General features: G+C 65.5%; 14 protein-coding genes. 6 read left to right on the top strand and 8 right to left on the bottom strand.

The annotated features are described in order from the left end of the window. Genes FHW58_RS04810 through tssA form a run of 5 tightly spaced genes read left to right on the top strand, consistent with a single transcriptional unit; the run spans nt 1 to nt 8,253 of the window. Entirely contained in the window at nt 1-1,440 is a 1,440-nt protein-coding gene (locus tag FHW58_RS04810) for a hypothetical protein (RefSeq protein ID WP_179671905.1), read from the top strand. 28 nt (nt 1,441-1,468) lie between these two features. Then, on the top strand, nt 1,469-5,455 hold the full coding sequence (tssM, locus tag FHW58_RS04805; protein WP_179673278.1) for a type VI secretion system membrane subunit TssM: 3,987 nt from the start codon (nt 1,469-1,471) through the stop codon (nt 5,453-5,455). Beyond that, a complete protein-coding gene (gene tagF, locus FHW58_RS04800; protein WP_179671904.1) occupies nt 5,452-6,438 on the top strand; it encodes a type VI secretion system-associated protein TagF in 987 nt (328 codons plus the stop codon). Before tssM ends, tagF begins: the two co-directional genes overlap by 4 nt. 3 nt (nt 6,439-6,441) lie before the next feature. Continuing rightward, nucleotides 6,442-7,206, top strand: coding sequence for an OmpA family protein (locus FHW58_RS04795; protein ID WP_179671903.1), 765 nt, complete (start codon nt 6,442-6,444; stop codon nt 7,204-7,206). A gap of 9 nt (nt 7,207-7,215) precedes the next feature. After that, entirely contained in the window at nt 7,216-8,253 is a 1,038-nt protein-coding gene (gene tssA / locus FHW58_RS04790; RefSeq protein WP_179671902.1) for a type VI secretion system protein TssA, read from the top strand. An 87-nt stretch (nt 8,254-8,340) separates the two neighbouring features. Here the strand turns inward: tssA and tssH are convergent, their stop codons facing one another. Genes tssH through FHW58_RS04750 form a run of 8 tightly spaced genes read right to left on the bottom strand, consistent with a single transcriptional unit; the run spans nt 8,341 to nt 17,597 of the window. Then, nucleotides 8,341-11,031, bottom strand: coding sequence for a type VI secretion system ATPase TssH (gene tssH, locus FHW58_RS04785; protein ID WP_179671901.1), 2,691 nt, complete (start codon nt 11,029-11,031; stop codon nt 8,341-8,343). Between the two features lie 13 nt (nt 11,032-11,044). Next, a complete protein-coding gene (tssG, locus tag FHW58_RS04780; RefSeq protein WP_179671900.1) occupies nt 11,045-12,127 on the bottom strand; it encodes a type VI secretion system baseplate subunit TssG in 1,083 nt (360 codons plus the stop codon). Beyond that, complete coding sequence (gene tssF, locus FHW58_RS04775; RefSeq protein ID WP_179671899.1) at nt 12,091-13,935, bottom strand: type VI secretion system baseplate subunit TssF; 1,845 nt, start codon at nt 13,933-13,935, stop codon at nt 12,091-12,093. Before tssF ends, tssG begins: the two co-directional genes overlap by 37 nt. Before the next feature lie 4 nt (nt 13,936-13,939). Continuing rightward, nucleotides 13,940-14,437 (bottom strand): type VI secretion system baseplate subunit TssE, encoded by a 498-nt coding sequence (gene tssE / locus FHW58_RS04770; RefSeq protein WP_179671898.1) that lies wholly within the window; start codon nt 14,435-14,437, stop codon nt 13,940-13,942. A 6-nt stretch (nt 14,438-14,443) separates the two neighbouring features. Continuing rightward, a complete protein-coding gene (locus tag FHW58_RS04765) occupies nt 14,444-14,935 on the bottom strand; it encodes a type VI secretion system tube protein Hcp (protein WP_179671897.1) in 492 nt (163 codons plus the stop codon). Between the two features lie 39 nt (nt 14,936-14,974). Continuing rightward, a complete protein-coding gene (tssC, locus tag FHW58_RS04760; RefSeq protein ID WP_179671896.1) occupies nt 14,975-16,456 on the bottom strand; it encodes a type VI secretion system contractile sheath large subunit in 1,482 nt (493 codons plus the stop codon). A gap of 2 nt (nt 16,457-16,458) precedes the next feature. After that, nucleotides 16,459-16,971 carry a type VI secretion system contractile sheath small subunit gene (tssB, locus tag FHW58_RS04755; protein ID WP_179671895.1) on the bottom strand — a complete coding sequence of 171 codons (513 nt, stop codon included), beginning with the start codon at nt 16,969-16,971 and terminating at the stop codon, nt 16,459-16,461. Nucleotides 16,972-16,991: 20 nt separating this feature from the next. Beyond that, the gene (locus FHW58_RS04750) at nt 16,992-17,597 is read right to left on the bottom strand and encodes a M48 family metallopeptidase (protein ID WP_179671894.1); all 606 of its coding nucleotides are present in this window, start codon (nt 17,595-17,597) and stop codon (nt 16,992-16,994) included. Between the two features lie 193 nt (nt 17,598-17,790). On the opposite strand from FHW58_RS04750, the gene tssK reads away from it, so the two are divergent. Then, complete coding sequence (tssK, locus tag FHW58_RS04745) at nt 17,791-19,122, top strand: type VI secretion system baseplate subunit TssK (RefSeq protein ID WP_179671893.1); 1,332 nt, start codon at nt 17,791-17,793, stop codon at nt 19,120-19,122. Nucleotides 19,123-19,130 lie beyond the last annotated feature (8 nt).

The following is a 19,130-nucleotide window of genomic DNA, read 5'->3' as shown; positions in this document are numbered from 1 at the left end:
ATGGTCTGGTTACGCAACGTTGCCTTGACTGCCCTCGCGTTTGGCGGCAGCTGGGGCGGCGCCATCTGGTTCTGGCGCGAGACAAATCGCATGCCGGCCACCAGTGAACTGGTGCTGTACCTGCTGGTGCTGCCGCTGCTGCTGCTGACGGCGTGGTGGGCCGGCCGCAAGGCATGGGCACGCGCCACCGCACCAGCCGCGCCAGAGGCCAGCACCATCGCCGGCAACGCCAGCACCGCGACCGAGGCCCTGGCTGCCGCGCCGCTGCCGGCCGCGTTGACCATCGCCGCCACCGCGGTGCGCGCGCCGCACGGTGAATCGGTCGACGAATTGCGCGCCGCGCTGGCCGAACACCGGGCCCGCCCCCAGCTCGACAGCGAACTGTATGACGACGAGGGCTACCCTATCCTGAGCGCGCGCCTGCCCGACGCCGGCGATGCGGCGCTGCGCGAGGAACTGGAGCAATGGCGCCGTCAGCAGCAGCTGGACGATCCGCGCCTGGACGCCGCCCAGTGGCGCGCGCTTGGCGCGGCCAGCGCGGTGCTGACCGATCTGATGGCGCACACCACGCTGCACCGCGACCTGGCGCCGTGGCTGGAGCAGCAGCAGGCGCGCCAGCAGGGCCGCCTGCCACCCGACACCCCGGCTGCGGTGGCGCCGCCGGTGCTGCAGCTGCTGGTCTTGTGGCCGGCGGAATGGCAACCGGCGCAGCGCGACCTCGGCTGGCAATGGCTACGCCTGCTGGCCACGCAGGCCGGCTGGCCGCAGTCGCTGATTGCGCCCGCGATGCCGCAGCAGGACGACGATGCCGGCGCGCTGCTGGCGCAACTGCTGCAGCGCGCCGCCAATCCGCGGCAACCGACGCTGGCGCTGGTGATGGCCGCCGCTTCGCAGCTCAGCGACAGCGCCGTCAGCCGCCTGTCCAATCAAAACGCCTTGTACACCGCCGCGCGCCCGCAGGGTCACATACCGGGCGAAGGCGCGGCCGGCCTGCTGCTGGCCGACGCCGTGGTGGCGCGGCAGCTCGACGCCGACGGCTGCGTGCTGCAGGCGGTGCACACCGGCCGCCGCGCCGCCTCCGCCGACACCGTCAAGCGCGACACCGACACCTGCCTGTCCAGCGCCATCGCCGACGTGCTGAAGGAAGCGCAGGTGGACGGCGCCGCCATCGAACTGGTGACCGCCGACACCGGCCACCGCACCACCCGCGTGACAGAACTGATGCACGTGGTGACGGCGGCCGCGCCGCAGCTCGATCCCGGCGCGGACGTCATCAGCATGGGCACGGGCAGCGGCAGTTGCGGCGCCGTCGCCTGGCTGACCGCGCTGGCGGTGGCCGACGCCGAGGTGCGGCAGCGCGGCGGCCCGGCGCTCAGCATCAGCAACGAAGATCCTTACCGCCGCAGCGCCGCGCTGGTTCGTCCGGCGCCAGCGGCATGACATTCCAAAGCAACCGAGTCCAATCATGATGCAAAAATTCTGGCTGTTTCTGACCCAACGCCGCACGCTGATCGTCATCGGCTGGCTGGCCTTCGCGGCGCTGCTGTTCCTCGCCAGCGCGCTGCTGCAATGGCCGCCGTCGGTGCCGTGGATCGTGCTGGCGATCGCGCTGGCGTTTGGCGCCATCGTCTGGTACTGGCGCTACCGCAAGACCCAGCGCGCCGCCGGCAAGCTGGGGGACATGCTGGAGCAGCAGGCGTCCAAGCCGGTCAAGGCCGATCCGGCCCAACGCCAGGAAACCGAGGCGCTGCGCACCCGCATGCTGGAGGCCATCAACACCATCAAAAATTCCAAGCTGGGGCAAACCTCCGGCAACGCGGCGCTGTACGAACTGCCGTGGTACATGATCATCGGGAATCCGGCCGCCGGCAAAAGCACGGCGGTGGCCAGCTCCGGCCTGCAGTTCCCTTTCGCCGACAGCAAAATCGTGCAAGGCGTGGGCGGCACCCGCAACTGCGACTGGTTCTTCACCACCGACGGCATCCTGCTCGATACCGCCGGCCGCTATTCGGTGGTGGATGAAGACCGCGGCGAGTGGTTCGGCTTCCTCGACCTGCTGAAAAAATACCGCAAGAAGGCGCCGATCAACGGCATCATCATCGCCGTCAGCGTGGCGGAACTGACCCGCAACCGTCCCGAGTTCGCCATCAACCTGGCCAAGAATCTGCGCCAGCGCGTGCAGGAACTGACCGAACGGCTGGAGGTGCACGCCCCGGTCTACGTGCTGTTCACCAAGGCCGACCTGATCACCGGTTTCAATGAATTCTTCCAGGACGCCGAGCGCGGCGAGCGCGACAAAGTCTGGGGCGCCACCCTGCCCTACAGCCGCAACACCAGCAGCGAGGAAGTGCTGAACCAGTTCGATGCCCGCTTCGACGAACTGTATGAAGGCCTGAAAGACCTGAGCGCGGCCAACATGGCGCTGCAATGGCGTGAGCGCATGCCGCCGGGCGTGTTCACCTTCCCGCTCGAATTCAGCTCCATCAAGCCGGCGCTGCGCACGTTTGTGGCCACGCTGTTCGAGGAAAATCCATTCCAGTTCAAGCCCGTGTTCCGCGGCTTCTACTTCACCAGCGCGCTGCAGGAAGGCGAAACCGTATCCGCTTCGTCGCAACGCGTGGCGCAGCGCTTCGACCTGCAACTGAAGCCCGCCGAACACGAGGAAGCCCACCAGCAACAGGGCTACTTCCTGCTTAACCTGTTCCGCAAGGTGATCTTTGCCGACAAGGACCTGGTGGCCCAATACGCCAGCCCGGCCAAGACGCGCATGCGCTATGTGGCCTTCTTCGCCGCCACGGCGCTGGCCGGCCTGGCGCTGGCCGGCTGGAGCTGGTCGTACATGAACAACCGCCAGCTGGTGGCCAACGTGCAGGCGGACCTGGACCAGGCCATCAAGGTGCAGGAAAAGTCGATGGACCTGCAATCGCGCTTTGCCGCGCTGGAGATCCTGCAGGACCGCATCGAGCAACTGGACAAGTATGAAGAAAACCGGCCGCTGTCGTTGAGCTTCGGCCTGTATCAAGGCTCGCTGCTGGACCGCAAGCTGCGCGAGGAATACTTCAATGGCGTGCGCGAGGTGATGCTGAAACCAGTCGGCCAGACGCTGGAAGCCTTCCTCGGGGAGGTCAACAATGGCGCGGCGCAGCTGCAGCCGATGTCGCGTCCACTGACGGCCAGCGGCAGCGGCAGCAACTCGGCGCCGCCGAATGCCACCCCGGCCGAAGCCGCTGCCGCCATCAACAACAGCGCGCAACAGTTCAAGGATGCGTCGCCAAGCGACGCGGAAGACGCCTACAACGCGCTCAAGACCTACCTGATGCTGGGCGATAAATCGCGCGCCGAAGCCGGCCACCTGAACGACCAGATCACCCGCTTCTGGCGCGTCTGGCTGGACACCAACCGAGGCACCATGTCGCGCGAGCAGATGATCCGCAGCGCCGAGCGCATGATCTCGTTCTACCTGGCGCAGATCAACGACACCTCGTGGCCCCAGATCGATACCCGCCTGGCGCTGGTCGACCAGACCCGCGACAACCTGCGCCGCGTGGTGCGCGGCATGCCGGCCCGCGAGCGCGTCTACGCCGACGTGAAGGCCCGCGCGGCCACCCGCTTCCCGGCGGTGACGGTGGCCTCCATCGTCGGCGATCAGGACAAGGAACTGGTGCTGGGCAGCTACGCCGTGCCGGGCAGCTTTACCCGCGCCGCATGGCAGGGCTTCGTGCAGGACGCGTTCCGCGAGGCCGCCAACAAGGAATTGCAAAGCGCCGACTGGGTACTGAAAACCTCGTCCAAGGATGACCTGACGCTGGAAGGCAGCCCTGAGCAAATCCAGAAATCGCTGGTGGACCTGTACAAAAACGACTACGCGCGCGAATGGCAGAAGTTCGTGCAGGGCGTGACCGTGCGCGACATGGGCAACTTCGACCAGGCGGCCACCGCGATGAACCGCCTCGGCGATCCGCAAAATTCGCCACTGAATAAGCTGATGAACACCGTGTATGAGCAGACCTCCTGGGACAATCCATCGCTACTGGACGCTGGCCTGCAACGCGCGCAGCGCGGCGTCAGCGGCTGGTTCAAGGAGACCATCCTGCGCCAGAAGCCGTCGCACGTGAACATCAACATGCCAAGCGGCGGCGTGCAGAACGCCAATCTGCCGCTGGGCCCTGTCGGCCGCGAGTTCTCCGGCGTCGCGCGCCTGGTGGTCGCCAAGGACAAGGATGCGTCGCTGATGCGCGGTTATATGGATCAATTGTCCAAGCTGCGCGGACGCTTCAACCAGATCAAGAATCAGGGCGACCCCGGTCCCGGCGCCAAGCAGCTGATGCAGCAGACGCTGGACGGCAATGGCTCGGAGCTGGCCGACGCGCTGAAATACGTCGATGAGCAAATGCTGACCGGGATGACCGACGCGCAGAAGACGGCCATCCGCCCGCTGCTGGTGCGGCCGCTGATCCAGACCTTCGCCGTCATCGTCCAGCCAACCGAAACCGAAATCAACAAGGTGTGGGCGGCGCAGGTGTTGCAGCCTTTCCGCCAGACGCTGGCCGCCAAGTACCCGTTTGCCACCGAGTCCAAGGCGGAAGCCAGCAACGCGGAAATCGGCACGGTGTTTGGGCCGGATGGCGCCATCGCCAAGTTCTTCAATACCACGCTTGGCCCACTGGTGGTGCGCCGTGGCGACACGGTCAGCGCCCGCACTTGGGCCAATATGGGCATCAACCTTGCGCCGCCGGTGGTGGCCAGCTTCCCGGGCTGGGTCGCGCCGCTGGCCGCCAACGGTGTCGCCAATGCGGCCGCGTCGAGCGGCGGCGAGGGCCAGACCAACTTTGACCTGCAGGCGCTAGGCGCCGTCAGCGCCACCGAGTTCACCATCGAGATCGATGGCCAGGCGTTGCGCTGGCGCGGCCAGCCGCAGCCCTGGGTGCACATGGCGTGGCCGAATCCCGCCGGTGTGCCGGGCGCGAAAATCACCGCCATCACGCCGGAAGGCCGTAGCATGGTGATCTTCAATGAGCCGGGTCATTTCGGCCTGAAGAAAATGATCGACGCCGCCAAGCGCAAACGCAAGGACAACGGCGCCTTTGAGCTGACCTGGGATAACGCGGGTGTGTCGGTCACGGCCAACCTGAAGATCGTTGGCACCACGCCGGCACCAGTGCAGGCACAAGCCGCCGCGCCATCGTCGGCCGGCTTCAAGCGCCTGCGCCTGCCGGATACGGTGACGGCACCAGCGCCGCAACCGGCGGCGGCGACGGCCGATGCACCGGCCGCGCCAGCGCCAGCACCAGGCTCGCCGGCGCAAGGAGCGCCCACGCCGGGTGCCCCGGCATCACCAGCGCGCAGCGCGCCGGTTTCGTCGCCAGCGCCTGCCCGCCCGCCAGCGCCGGCGCCGGCCACCATGCCGACGCCCCAGCCGGGTAACGTGATCCGCACTGCGGGAGCCCAACCATGAGCCGCGGCGCCACCATCGCCCACATCGGCTACTTCGGCAAGGTGCCCGGACGCGGCGACTTCGTCAAAGGCGGCGACAGCCCGGCCCTGATCAAGGTGCTGGACGACTGGCTCGCCCAGGCCATGGACCTGATGAGCACCGACGCCCGCTGGAAGCTGAACTACGACGCCGTCGCGCCGCTGCACTTCGCCTTTGTCGGCCCGCGCCGGCGTCACGCCATCGCCGGCCATATCGTCGCCAGCAGCGACCAGTCGCAGCGCCGCTTCCCGTTCCTGATGACCAGCAGCGTGGAAGTGGCCGAGCCATCCACCTTCGTGCAAACCGCGCCGCTGGTATTCAACCGGCTGTGGAACCGGCTGGCGACACTGAGCGGCAGCGTGGTTGGCGCCAGCGATCCGACCGTGCCGCTGCAAATGGCGGCCGCCGAAGCGATCGAAATCGATCTGCGCAGCGCCGCCTACGAGGCCACGTTTATCGACTTCCTGGAACTGCAAACCGTCGGTGGCCTGGATACGCTGCTGTCGCAGGCCGGTTTTCGCGGCTCATCGCGCCAGGTGCTGCTGGCGCTCGGCATGCTGCTGCAGCCGGTCCTGGCGAGCAGTTCCAGCCGCCTGGATAAAACCCTGCTGCTGCCGCTGCCGCAAGACCCGATGTACCGCAACCTGGTCGCCGCGTTCTGGCTGCACCTGATCACGCCCTTCCTGGCGCGCGCCGACTTCGAACTGGCGCTGTTCATGACGCGCCAGCGCGAACAGCCGGTGCTGCTGGTCGGCTTTAGCGGCGCCTCGCCGGCCACGCTGCACGGCATCATGGATCCGCAGATCGCGCTGGAACAGCACATCACGTTTGAACAACTGGACTGGGTGGAGGAACAGGCCGACAGCGACTACGCCGTCAAGAAGCTGTCCACCTACCTGTCGCAACCCACCCTGTCACTCAAGTCCGCGCTGGAGTCGGTCAGCACGGCGTTTATCGGAACCTGAATCATGCGTACTCTTTTATTTAGCAGCTTGCTGTTGGCCGCCGGCGCCGCGTTCGGGCAAGCCAATGTGGTGCAGCCGGGGCAGGTGCTGGCCGCCGGCACCCTGCCCGATGAAGCCAGCAAGGCCGCCGTGCTGGCCAAGCTGCGCGAGGTCTACGGCGCCGACAAGGTGGTCGATCAGATTTCGATCGACAAGGTGGCCACGCCGGCCAACTGGAACACCTACGTGCAGAAGCTGATTACCCCGGACCTGAAGCAGATCAGCCGCGGCCAGCTGAAGATCGACGGCAGCACCGTCAGCCTGCGCGGCGAGGTGGGCAACGAGGCGGTCAAGCAGAAAATTGCCAGCAATATCGCCACCAGCTTGAATCCGACCTACACGGTCAACAACGGTTTGCGCGTGTCGGCCGCCGATCAGGGCTTGCTGGATAGCGCGCTGGCCAACCGCATCGTGGAATTCGAAAGCGGCAAGGCGGAGCTGACGCCGGCCGGCAAGGCGATCCTGGACGAGATGGTGGTGGCGCTGCGCAAGCTGAATAACCGCAAGGTGGACATCATCGGCCACACCGACAGTGCCGGCCTGCGCGCCACCAACCAGGGCCTGAGCCAGGCGCGCGCGGAGGCGGTCAAGGCCTACCTGGCCAGCCATGGCATCAATGGCGACCTGCTGACCGCCAGCGGCCAGGGTCCGGACCGCCCGATCGCCAGCAATGACACCGCCGAAGGCCGCGCGCGCAACCGCCGCATCGAATTCCGTATGGCGCAGTAAGAGGACATTATGTATTCCGCACAAGAGCTTTTAGCACCGATTTCCGACAGCCAGCCGGCTGGCGCGGACCTGTCGTTTTCACCTGAACTGGACGCCATTGCGCAGGCGCGCAAGTTCGACGATCCCTCGCTGGACCAGGGTGAATGGGTGACCGAATTGAAGGAGGCCGATTGGCCGTTCGTGGTGGACCGTTGCGCGCAGTTGCTGAAGACGGCCAGCAAGGACTTGCGGCTGGCGGTGTGGCTGACCGAGGCCGGGGCGCGTGTCCATCATCTGCGCGGTCTGGGCGAGGGGTACCTGCTGCTGGCTGGTTTGTGTGACCAGTATTGGGACAAGGGCTTGTACCCGGAGGCGGAAGATGGCGATAACGATCAGCGTATCGGTAATCTGCGCTGGATTCTGTCGCGCACGCCGGCGCTGGTGCGCGAGATCGGCCTGACCGAGAATGGCGATTATTCGACCATCGATTTTGAGGAGGCGCGCAAGCGGGCCAGCAGCGGTAACGAGGAGTTGCAGAACCGGGCGCCGAAGCTGGCGGATATGGAGACGGCCAAGCGCAATAACTCGGCGCAGTTTACGACGGCGTTCCGGGCGGATGCGCAGTTCTGCGTTGAGGCGCTGGAACAGCTGGAGCGCGTGGCGGATGCGCGGTTGGGGAACGATGCGCCGGGCTTTTCCGCGGCGCGGGATGCGGTGAAGGCAATGCTGCATGCGATGCCGGCGGCGGTTGCTTCGACTGCACCGGAGCTGGCGTCGCCGGCGCAGGAGGAGGAAGTGGTGGAGGAAGCTACCGGGGCGGTGGCGGAGGCCGTGGCGCCGGCCAGGCCAGGGGTGATTGGTAGCCGTGCGCAGGCCGTGGCGCAGTTGCGGGCTGTGGCGGAATTCTTCCGCCGCACCGAACCCCATAGCCCCGCGTCGTACTTTGCCGAGAAAGCCGCGCAGGCGGCGCAGCAGGATCTGCACACCTGGCTGCGCTCCGTGGTCAAGGACCAGGCCTCGCTGGCGCACATCGAGGAACTCCTCGGCGTGCCGCCTGCAGACGCTTAACCCGCACTGCGGCAGGCAGGGGTCTGACCCCGTACGGGGTCAGACCCCGCGGCTTGCGTTTCGCTTGGGGTCTCAATCGGCGGGCGTTTACTTTACCGTGTATTTGAACTGCCCCTGCTTGTTGGCGCTGACCTTGATCTTGCCGATCGCGGCGCCTTCCGCCATCCGGGCCAGCACCGATTCCGCGATTTCAGGCAGCAGCGTGCCGTTCAGGATGTTGTCCACGTTGCGGGCGCCGGAGTCCACTTCCGTGCAACGTGCCAGCACCGCTTCCACCAGCGCTTCGTCGTAGCTGAATTCCGCTTTATGGTTGGCGGCGATGCGCCGTTCGATCTTGCCCAGTTTGAGCTTGATGATGTCCACCAGCACATCGTCAGGAATCGGGTAGAACGGAATCACCTTCAGGCGCCCCAGGAATGCAGGCTTGAACTGCTTCATCAGCGCCGGACGAATCAGCTGCTCCAGTTCCTCCACCGACGGCAGTTCTTCCGGCGTCTTGTTCAGGCAAGCCTGCATCATCGCGCCCGAAGCCACGTTGGAGGTCAGGATGATGATGGTGTTCTTGAAGTCGATCTCGCGCCCTTCCGCATCGTCCATCACGCCCTTGTCGAACACCTGGAAGAACAGTTCCATCACGTCCGGATGTGCCTTTTCCACTTCGTCCAGCAGCACCACGCTGTAGGGATTGCGGCGCACGGCCTCGGTCAGCACGCCACCCTCGCCGTAGCCCACATAGCCCGGCGGCGAACCTTTCAGGCCGGAGACGCTGTGCGCTTCCTGGTACTCGCTCATGTTGATGGTGATGAGTTTGCGCTCGCCGCCATACAGCGCATCGGCCAGCGCCAGCGCCGTTTCGGTCTTGCCGATGCCCGACGGGCCGACGAACAGGAACACGCCTTTTGGCTTGTTCGGGTCGTCCAGGTTCGCGCGCGAGGTGCGCACGCGCTGCGCCACCGCATCTATGGCGTGCGGTTGGCCCAGCACGCGCTGCTCCAGGTTTTCTTTCAGGCGCAGCACGGTCTTGATTTCGTCCTTGACCATTTTGCCGAGCGGGATGCCGGTCCAGCCGGCGACGATTTCGGCTACCACGTGGCCGTCCACCTGCACCGGCACCATCGGTGTTTCGCCTTGCAATCCGCGCAGTGCTGCCACCATGGCCTGAATGTCGCGTGCCTGGCCGCCCTCTCCCGCCGGCTGCGCGCCAGCCGATGCGCCGCCCGCCGCGGCCGTTGGCGCCGCGGTGGCGGCGCGCGCAGCGATGATCTGCGCCGTCAGCGCCTTTTCCTTCTCCCAGCGCTCGGACAGCGATTTGTGCTGCTCGTCCGCCGTCGCGCGCGCCTCGCGCAACTCGCTCAGGCGTGCGGCCGATGCGGCGCCGCCTTCGGTCTGCTCACGCTCCAGCGCGGCCGCCTCGGCGTCGATGCGCTCGATCTTGCGCGCCAGTTCCTCGATGCGCGCCGGCGTGGCGTTCTGGCCCAGCGCCACCTTGGCGCAGGCGGTGTCCAGCACGCTGATCGCCTTGTCCGGCAGCTGCCGGCCCATGATGTAGCGATGCGACAGCCGAACCGCCTCGGTGATCGCCTCGTCGTACACGCGCACGCCAAAGTGCTTCTCCATCAGCGGCGCCATGCCGCGCAACATGGCGCAGGCCAGTTCCTCGCTCGGCTCCTCGACCTTGACCACCTGGAAGCGCCGCGCCAGCGCCGCATCCTTTTCGAAATACTTCTTGTACTCGCCCCATGTGGTGGCAGCGATGGTGCGCAGCTCACCGCGCGCCAGCGCGGGCTTCAGCAGGTTGGCGGCGTCGTTCTGGCCGGCCGTGCCGCCGGCGCCGATCATGGTGTGTGCCTCGTCGATGAACAGGATGATGGCGTGCGGGCTTTTCTTCACCTCGTCGATGACGTTTTTCAAGCGGTTTTCAAACTCGCCCTTGACCGAGGCGCCGGCTTGCAACAGGCCCATATCCAGCGTGTGGATCTCCACACCCTTCAGCACGTCCGGCACGTCGTTCTGCGCGATGCGCAGCGCCAGGCCTTCCACCACGGCGGTCTTGCCGACGCCGGCCTCGCCGGTCAGGATGGGATTGTTCTGCCGGCGGCGCATCAGGATGTCGATGGCCTGGCGGATTTCCAGATCGCGGCCGATCACCGGGTCGACCTTGCCGTCGCGCGCGCGCTGCGTCAGGTTGGTGGTGAACTGGTCGAGCGCCGGCGTCTTGCTGGCCGCGCGGGCTTGCAGGTCGCCGACCGGATCGCCGCCTTCTTCGCCGGCGGCCGCCGGACGCGCCACCGGCGTCTCTTCCGAACCGGCGGTGATCTTGTCCAGGTTGTGCTTGATCTGCTCCAGATCGAAACGGGCGAACAGCCTGGAACTGCGCGCCGCCAGTTGCGACAATTCGGTATCGGTCAGCAGTGCCTGCAGCAGATGGCCGCTGCGGATCTGCGCATGCGCATCATCCTGCAAATCCAGCGAGGCGATCAGCCACGCGTTCTCGAACAGTTTCGGCAGGCGCGCCGAGAACACCGGCGTACGCGTATTGCCATTCTTGAAGCGCCCCACTTCCGCGCGCAGGTCCGCCTCCAGCTGGGTGATGCTGATGTCGCTGTGGCGGGCGATCAGCGACACGTCGCTCTTCGGCTGTTCCAGCAGCGCCAGGAACAGGTGCTCAACATCCACTTCATACTGGCCGAGCGACACGCACAGGCTGGCCGCGCGGGTGGCGGCGGCGCGGCTGGTGTCATTCAATTTGCCGATCAGCGTTTTCAGATTGATGCTCATGTTGTTGTCCTTTTTATGATGTGTGTATCTCGTAGCGGACATCGCTGCGGTCCTGCTGCTGCGCTTCGGTGACCAGGAAGCTGTCCCAGCCCAGGCGCCCGCCGCTGCGGTCATCGTCCAGCCGCGCGCCCTGAACATCCTCGGCGCGCAGCACCAGCTGCACTTCATATTCCAGCGTGAGGCCGGTGAACATGGTCAGCATGCTCTCCAGCGCGCGCGCCGCTTTAGCGCCGGGCAGGAAGGATTCGTAGCCTTCCCGGTCCAGCGGGCCTATCACCAGCCGCATGCGCAGGTCGCGCTGCCACACGCGCTCGCCGGCCATCGCGCCGCCGCCCAGAACGGCGTTGGTCATGCCCAGCATGGTCTGCTGGCCGGCCGGCACGTCGTACCAGGCGCCGATGAACTGCTCGGCGCGCACCGGCTGGCAGAAATACTCCGACAGCACGCGCGCGATCTGCACGGCGGACGCGGGCCGCTGCCGCATGGCGGTGGCGAAGTACGCCACCGATTCATCCAGCACGCCCTCACCGCCGTCCGACAGGCGCCGGCGCAGGGACGGATTGTGCATGCCGGCCAGCGACAGCAGCAGCGGCAGGAATTCGTCCTTGCCGCGCACCTGGTACTTCAGCTCCAGCCGGTACTTGCGCCAGGCTTCGTAGAACAGCGCCAGCGCCCGATTCGAGAACGTATCGAGAAATGCGCGTGGTCCTTCGTCCTTCTGGTACAGCGCGTGGGCGGCGATGCGTTCGGTGTAATGCGCCGGCAGCGTGCCGCTGTTGCCCAGAAAGCCCATGAACGCCGGCGTGATGCGGATGTAGCGCAGCTGCGCGGTCTTCAGCGCTTCGCCCAGGCTGCGGGCATCGGTGGCCATCTCGCGCGGCTCCGGCTGCAGCGCCTCCAGCTGGCTGGCGGGGAAGCTGAGCGAGGTCGAATTCTGGAAGCGCAGGAAGTTGGCCACCGCGCTCTCGTGCGGCGCGCCGTGCTTCTTGAGCCACAGCTCCAGCATGCGCACCGCCTGGAAGTATTCGAAGCGATGCGGCTGCGCGAACAGCCGCTCGATTACAGCAGGCTCAAATCGCCGCTTCGTGGCAAGCATCGCAGCAGTTCCTCTCCGTTTTTATTCGACTTGATGACCAGCTGCGTGAAGCTGTTGGCGTGCACGTACAGGCCCAGGAAGCGCTCGACGATCTGCGCAAACGCATGGACACCGCTGCCGACGAAGGCTTCTTCATCCACCGTCAGCGTGACCTCGATGCCGCGCACCAGGCAGGCGAAGGGATTCCCCGGCAGCCAGGTGTTGGCCGCCTTGTGCGACACGGCGACAATGCCGCCGATCTGCCGCTGCGACGCCGGCGAACGCGGCAAATCGTACAGCGTGAGCATCTCGCGGAAGGCATCCAGGCCGCCGCCGGCCAGCGATAAATGGTTGAGCGACAGGTGCGAAATCAGCCGCCAGTGCGCGCCACGGCCGCGCGCGAAGCGGTACGAGGGCGTTGGCTTGCGCAGGAAGCTGATGGCGCGCACGCTCGATCCGCCTTCCAGGAACAAATCGCCGCCGCGCATGCCGTAGCTGAGCAGCGACGGCAGGTCGCGGTTGGTGCAGCTCAGTTCCAGGCTCAGGGTGTCGGTTTCCACCTCGGCCGGGTCGAAGTCGATGTCGACGATGGAGATCTGCGTTTCGTAGCCGGGGCTTTTCTCGGCGATGTCCTCGTCGCGGCGGGCCACCCAGTAGTGGCCGTTTTTCTCCGGCGTCTGGCCGTGGCGCAGCGAATAGAACGGACGGAATTCCTGCACCGATTCGCCTTGCGGCGTCTGGCGCACCAGTTTGACCGACTCGATGGCCTGCACCTCGTAGGCGAAGGCGCGGCGGGCGTCGGCCAGCACCGGATAGCTGGCGGTGGCGTGCGTCAGGCGGACAGGCTCGCCGCGCTGGCGGAACAGGTTGACCACCGGCGTGCAGCCCAGCAGCACATTGTTGGTGGACAGCGTGGCCAGCATGCGCGCCAGGTTGGAGTCGGTACGCATGCCGGTCAGCGCCAGGTGCAGCGTCACGGACTTGCAGCCGGCCGGCACCACGCCGCTGACGGCGTGCAGGTCGATGTCGAAGAAGTTGAATTTTTCGGGGAAGCAGAAGTACTCCGTCAGCAGCCGGTAGGCGGTGTGCGAGCGCGCCGAGAAATCGATCAGGGCCTCGTCTTCCGCGAAGCCGGCTGGCGCCAGCGGCACCTTGTGCAGCGGCGTCCAGCGGCCGTTGTCGTCCACTTCCACGTAGGCGGCGATGGCGCGGGTGAACAGCGCGTCGCGCAGCGCGGCACAGAACGACGGTTCGCCGTCGATAAACACGCGCAGCTTGCCGACGCCCAGCTGTGCCAGCGTCACCTGCTCCGCCGTGCAGGACAGCGTCAGGCTGATGCTCGATGTGGCGTTGGCGGGCGGGCGCGTGGCTTCCGGCGCGGCGATGATCGGCGCGAAGCTGGCGGCGCTCAGCGCCAGCGGCGCCACCGTGACCGGATAGGCGGTGCGGAAGGTGCAAGTGGCGCCGCGCACCGGGCGCGTGGTCAGCTGCGTGCCGCGCGGGATCTCGCTGGCGGTGGTCAGCTGCGCGGCGGCGCCGCTGAAATCCATGCGCGCGATCGAACACGATGGGAAAGGCCGCAGGTAGTGCGGGTACAGCACTTCAAACAGCGCTTCGGTAAATTCGGGGTAGTCGTCGTCGAGGCGCTTGGCGATGCGGGAGTTCAGCAGCGCGAAGGACTCGATCATGCGTTCGATGTGCGGGTCTTCGCACACCTCGCCGCCGATCAGCAGGCGGCCGGCAATCTTCGGGTAGCGTTCCGAGAATTCGCGCGAGTAGCGGCGCAGGAATCCCAGCTCCCTTTCGTAATACGGCAGTAATTGTTCCAAGATCTCAGGCTCCCAGCGGTGTCGCGCTCACGCGGCGCGCCTTGCTGATGGTGTACTGCAGGCTTGAGGGCTGCAGGACCGCGTCAAAATTGACCGGCTCGTGCGCGCTGTTGACGACCAGCAGCGCGGTAATGGCAAAGTTCAAACGGTTGACGGCGTCCGCCCGCAACTCCAGCGACGCCTGCACATTGCGCAGGCGTGGCTCGTGGCGGGCGATCGCCCTTTCCAGACTGCGGCAGATGAAGGCACGGTCGTCTGTGCTCGACAGCGACAGGCCGGCAAAGTCATTCAGGCCATAGGTCGCAATCGACCGGCCGCACTCCGGAAAGCGTTTCAGGACTTCCTCCGGGATCACGGTGCGTGTGTTCAGCAGCGCTTCGAGATCGCGTGCCACCGAGTCCTTCATGTCCTCGATCGACAGGCGCGACACCGTGCCGCTGGATGCGCCGTTCACCGGCACATCCATCAGACGGTCGAACAAGCCCGGAGTAAATCCTCTCATGACAAATTACGCCGTCTTGTTGGCCGACAGGTCCCAACCGCCCGAGGTGTTACCACCCGAACCGCCACCCACCTTCTGCTGGGTGTACTTCCACTTCACTTTCGAGTACTTCAGCGACACGTCCTCGGTCAGGATGTTGCCTGGTTCGACCGCTGGCGCCACGCTGGAGATCAGCACGTTTTCCAGTTCGATTTCGAAGTACTTCACGCGGTCGCCGTTGCCGTCGGCGCGCAGGAATTCCAGCTTCGCTTTCGGCAGGGTTTTGCCCGACGAGCAGTTTTGCAGCAGCAGCGGCGTGGCCAGGTCGGCCAGCTTGCTCACCACGATGTCTTTGTGCTCGGTACGTTCGGCGGTGTGACCACCACCAGTCGACGCGGTGGCCGATTTCGGTTGCAGCACTTCCCACTGGACCGATTTGACTTCGATCCAGTCCTTGTGGGCGGTGTCTGCCGATTCGCCTTTGATGCCGTCGATTTGCAGGTAGACGTCGATTGCCATGGTATTCCTTTCAGTTTAAAAAAGAGTTAGTGCGACTACTTAGGTTTTGGTCGATGCCGGAAGCTCCGCGACCAACCGGAGGGAAACGGACAGCTCGTCAAGCTGGAAGTGCGGACGCAGGAACGACACCGCGCGGTACACGCCCGGACGGCCCGGCACTTCCGACACCTGCACCGACGCTTCGCGCAGCGGGAACTGCGCTTTCTGTTCCTGGCTGGCGTTATCGTCCAGCAGCACGTACTGGGTTAGCCAGCGGTTCAGGAAGTCTTCCACGTTCGAAGCGGCGGCAAAGCTGCCGATCTTGTCGCGCATCATGGCCTTCATGTAGTGCGCGATGCGCGACACGGCGAAGATGTACTGCAGCTGCGCCGACAGCACCGCGTTGGCGTTGGCGGCGTCGTTGTTGTACTTCTTCGCTTTCTGCGTCGACTGGGCGCCGAAGAAGGCGGCATAGTCGGTGTTTTTGCAGTGGACCAGCGAGATGAAACCGAGGTCGCTCAGCTCTTTCTCGCGGCGGTCGGTGATGGCGATTTCGGTCGGGCACTTGAGCGCCACTTCGCCCTCGTCGGTCTTGAAGGTGTGGGTCGGCAGGTCCTCCACCAGGCCGCCGCCCTCGACGCCGCGGATGGCTGCGCACCAGCCGTAGTCCTCGAAGGCCGCGGTCAGCTTGGTGCCGAACGCGTAGGCGGCGTTGCACCACAGGTACTTGTGGTGGTCGGTGCCGTCCACGTCCTCGACGAAGTTGAAGCCCTCGACGGTGGCGCCATCGGCCGGATTGAACGGCAGGCGGCCGAGGAAGCGCGGCAGCGTCAGGCCGACGTAGCGCGAGTCTTCCGATTCACGGAACGACTTCCATTTCGCGTATTCGACGGTGTCGAACACCTTCGACAGGTCGCGCGGCTTGCCCAGCTCACTGTAGCTCTCCAGGCCAAACAGCTCCGGCGACGCGGCCGAGATGAACGGCGCGTGCGCGGCGGCCGCCACGTGCGACATCTGCTCGATGAAGTACATGTCTTCCGGCTGGCGGGTGATTTCGTAATCGCCGATCAGCGCGCCGAACGGGGCGCCGCCGAAGGTGCCGAATTCCTCTTCGTAGACCTTGCGGAACATGGTGCTCTGGTCGAACTCCAGCGCCGACTGGAAGTCCTTCACCAGTTCTTTCTTGGTGGCGTTGAGCATCTTGATCTTCAGATTCTGGCCGGTGGCGCTGTTCTTCACCAGGTAGTGCAAGCCGGTCCAGCTGCTTTCCAGCTTCTGGAATTCCGGCGCGTGCATCACGGCCGACAGCTGCGCGGAAATCAGGCGGTCCAGTTCCGCCACGCGGGCATCGATGGTGGCGGCCAGGTTGTCGGACACCACCACGGTGCCCTCCATGACCTGGTTGACCAGTTCCGCGATCAGGTCCTTGGCGCGCGCATGTTCGGTGCTGGACTTGGCCACCTTGCTTTGCTCGACGATCTGGTCCAGCAGCGCCACTTCGGTGGCGGCCGGCGCGCCGCCGGGAGTCAGTTGTGCGGACATGATCAGCCCTCCTTCTTGTCGGCGTTTTGCTGGCTGATCTCAGCCAGTTTTTCGGTGCTGTGCAGGACGTCGTTGAGGATGTCTTCCAGCTTGTCGTTGCCGGCCAGCTTGTTGCGCAGGTCGGCCAGCTTGGTGCGCGCCTCCAGCAGCTTGCGCAGCGGCTCGACCTGCTGCACCACCGACTCCGGACGGAAGTCGTCCATCGACTTGAACTTGAGGTCCACCGCGAACTCGCCGCCCTCCTCACCGAGTTCGTTCTTGACGCGGAAGTTGGCGCGCGGCTCCACACCCTTCAGCACCTCGTCGAAGTTGTCGCGGTCGACGTTGACGAACTTGCGCTCCTTCAGGCGCTTCTGCTCGACTTCCGAGTTGCCGCCGAAATCGCCGACGACACCCATGACGAACGGCAGTTCCTTGTTCTCGATGGCGTCGCCGATTTCGACGTCATAGGTCATCTGCACCCGTGGAGGGCGGATTTTCTGCAGTTTCTTCTGCACGCTGGTGCTCTTGGACATGGCTGTATTCCCTTCTTCGGTTATTTCAAGGCGTCAAACGGATTGGCGCTGTTGTCTTCCTGCCTGGCCTTGCCGCCTTTCTTGGTGGCGACCTTGCCGCGCGCCGGCGGCGTGGGGGCGGCGGCCGGCGCGGCGGGCGGCACCAGCACGGTTTCGCCCAGGCTTTCGCGCAGCAGCTTGGCCAGGTCCTGCGACTCGGTACGGATCGAGCCGGACAGATTGTTCTGGCGGCTCAGATCGGCCAGCGAGCGGGTCGACAGGCGCAGGCCGCTGATGGCGATGATGCTGTTGGCCAGCGTATCGTTGGGGTCGCGCACCAGCACTTCCTGGGCGTTGACGATGGCGTCGCCGTACTGGCCGGCTTCATAGCGGGTCTGGGCGATACTCAGCCATGGCGACTTGTCGGCCGGGTAGGCTTCCGCCGCCTGCTTCCACAGCTTGACGGCCTGCTCCTTCTGGCCGGTGCTGGACGCGGTGCCGGCCTGGGCCAGCATGGATTGAAGACTGGGTTTGGCTGCGACTGGCGGCGTGACCGGCGCGGTGGTGGTGCAAGCGCTCAGCGCCACGACAGAGACAATGGCTCCAGCCAGTTGCGCGGCGCGGCCAAGGGAGAGTACGGTTGTCATGCTTACCTCAGATTTCGATATAAATAAACCAATATTTAAAAAACAATTCTGCAACTGGGCGCCACGTTATCAGAAATCTATTATTGACGACGTTCAATTGAACTCAACCGTGCGCGCACCGTAGAAACTCATCCGTGCGCCTCTTTTTTAAAAGAAATGTTACCGTTCTGATACTTTCAAAACGGATAACGGTATGAGCAGCAAAATACTCTGGGGCGAAGGTCTTTTCCTCCGTCCGCAACACTTTCAACAGCAGGACCGCTACCACGAACACCGCCTCCACCAGAGCGTGCAAGCGCTGCACCCCTATGCCTGGGGCGTGAACCAGATCCAGGTGGACCGCGACGCGCTGGCCAACAACGGCCTGCGCCTGCTGGAACTGTCGCTGCGCTTCCAGGACGGCGAGTTCTACGACGCCCCCGGCGCCGACGACCTGCCCGACCCGGTCGACCTGAGCCAGCTGCCGCAGTCGCAACAGACCATCACCTACTACGCCGCCCTGCCCGCCTTCAAACCGTTCGGCGGCAACTTCGGCGACAGCAGCCACGCCGTGCGCTACCAGCAGAACAACCAGGACACGCCGGACCTGTACACCCACGCCGCCCCCGCGCAACTGAGCTACCTGAAGAAGACGCTGCGCCTGGTGTCCGAGTTCGAACCGCGCGATTCCTACACCCACTTCCCGCTGCTGTGCCTGCGCCGCGCGGCCACCGGCGGCTTCGAGCTGGACGCGTCCTTCGTGCCGCCCAGCATGTCGGTGCGCAGCGCGCCGCTGCTGTTCCTGCAACTGCGCCGCCTGCTCGACGCGCTGCAGGCCAAGGTCAGCGCGCTGTACGGCCACCACCGCGAGCCCAGCAAGCACGTGATCGAATTCCGCTCGGGTGACATGTCCTCGTTCTGGCTGCTGCACACCGCCAGCTCGGCGTACGCGTCGCTGACGCACTACTTCCAGCACCCGGCGCTGCACCCGGAACGGCTGTACGAACAGCTGCTCGGCCTGGCCGGCGCGCTGATGACCTTCTCGAAAAGCTGGACCCTGGCCGACCTGCCGGCCTACTCGCACAACGACCCCGGCCCCGCCTTCGCCACGCTGCACCAGATCATCCGCGAGCTGCTGGACACGGTGATCTCGTCGCGCTACTTCGCCATCGCGCTGCGCGAGGTCAAGCCGTCCTACCACCACGGCATGCTGGACTCCGGCAAGATCGACGACAAAACCACCTTCTACATCGCCGTCTCGGCCGCCATGCCGGCCGCCGAACTGGTGGACGTGGTGCCGCTGCGCTTCAAGGTCGGCGCGCCGGACGACGTCGACAAATTCGTACTGTCGGCCATGCCCGGCGTGCGCCTGCAGCACGCGCCGCAGGTGCCGGCCGCCGTGCCGGTGCGGCCGGACGCGATGTACTTCTCGATCGAGCCCAAGGGCCAGATGTACGAGCGCATGCTGCAGGCCCAATCGATCTCCATTTACGTCCCTGGCGGCATACACGACCTGAATCTGGACCTGGTCGCCGTCACATCCTGAACCGAGGC

Source organism: Duganella sp. 1224, assembly GCF_013408245.1.
Lineage (GTDB): Bacteria > Pseudomonadota > Gammaproteobacteria > Burkholderiales > Burkholderiaceae_D > Rugamonas.
Note: the sequence above shows the minus strand (reverse complement) of the source record. Positions and strands in the feature narration are given on the sequence as shown.

What these genes read in the sequence shown, in the direction of transcription:
- FHW58_RS04810 (WP_179671905.1), top strand. Translation starts at nt 1, where the DNA reads ATGGTCTGGTTACGCAACGTTGCCTTGACTGCCCTCGCGTTTGGCGGC.
- tssM (WP_179673278.1), top strand. Translation starts at nt 1,469, where the DNA reads ATGCAAAAATTCTGGCTGTTTCTGACCCAACGCCGCACGCTGATCGTC.
- tagF (WP_179671904.1), top strand. Translation starts at nt 5,452, where the DNA reads ATGAGCCGCGGCGCCACCATCGCCCACATCGGCTACTTCGGCAAGGTG.
- FHW58_RS04795 (WP_179671903.1), top strand. Translation starts at nt 6,442, where the DNA reads ATGCGTACTCTTTTATTTAGCAGCTTGCTGTTGGCCGCCGGCGCCGCG.
- tssA (WP_179671902.1), top strand. Translation starts at nt 7,216, where the DNA reads ATGTATTCCGCACAAGAGCTTTTAGCACCGATTTCCGACAGCCAGCCG.
- tssH (WP_179671901.1), bottom strand. Translation starts at nt 11,031, where the DNA reads ATGAGCATCAATCTGAAAACGCTGATCGGCAAATTGAATGACACCAGC.
- tssG (WP_179671900.1), bottom strand. Translation starts at nt 12,127, where the DNA reads ATGCTTGCCACGAAGCGGCGATTTGAGCCTGCTGTAATCGAGCGGCTG.
- tssE (WP_179671898.1), bottom strand. Translation starts at nt 14,437, where the DNA reads ATGAGAGGATTTACTCCGGGCTTGTTCGACCGTCTGATGGATGTGCCG.
- FHW58_RS04765 (WP_179671897.1), bottom strand. Translation starts at nt 14,935, where the DNA reads ATGGCAATCGACGTCTACCTGCAAATCGACGGCATCAAAGGCGAATCG.
- tssC (WP_179671896.1), bottom strand. Translation starts at nt 16,456, where the DNA reads ATGTCCGCACAACTGACTCCCGGCGGCGCGCCGGCCGCCACCGAAGTG.
- tssB (WP_179671895.1), bottom strand. Translation starts at nt 16,971, where the DNA reads ATGTCCAAGAGCACCAGCGTGCAGAAGAAACTGCAGAAAATCCGCCCT.
- FHW58_RS04750 (WP_179671894.1), bottom strand. Translation starts at nt 17,597, where the DNA reads ATGACAACCGTACTCTCCCTTGGCCGCGCCGCGCAACTGGCTGGAGCC.
- tssK (WP_179671893.1), top strand. Translation starts at nt 17,791, where the DNA reads ATGAGCAGCAAAATACTCTGGGGCGAAGGTCTTTTCCTCCGTCCGCAA.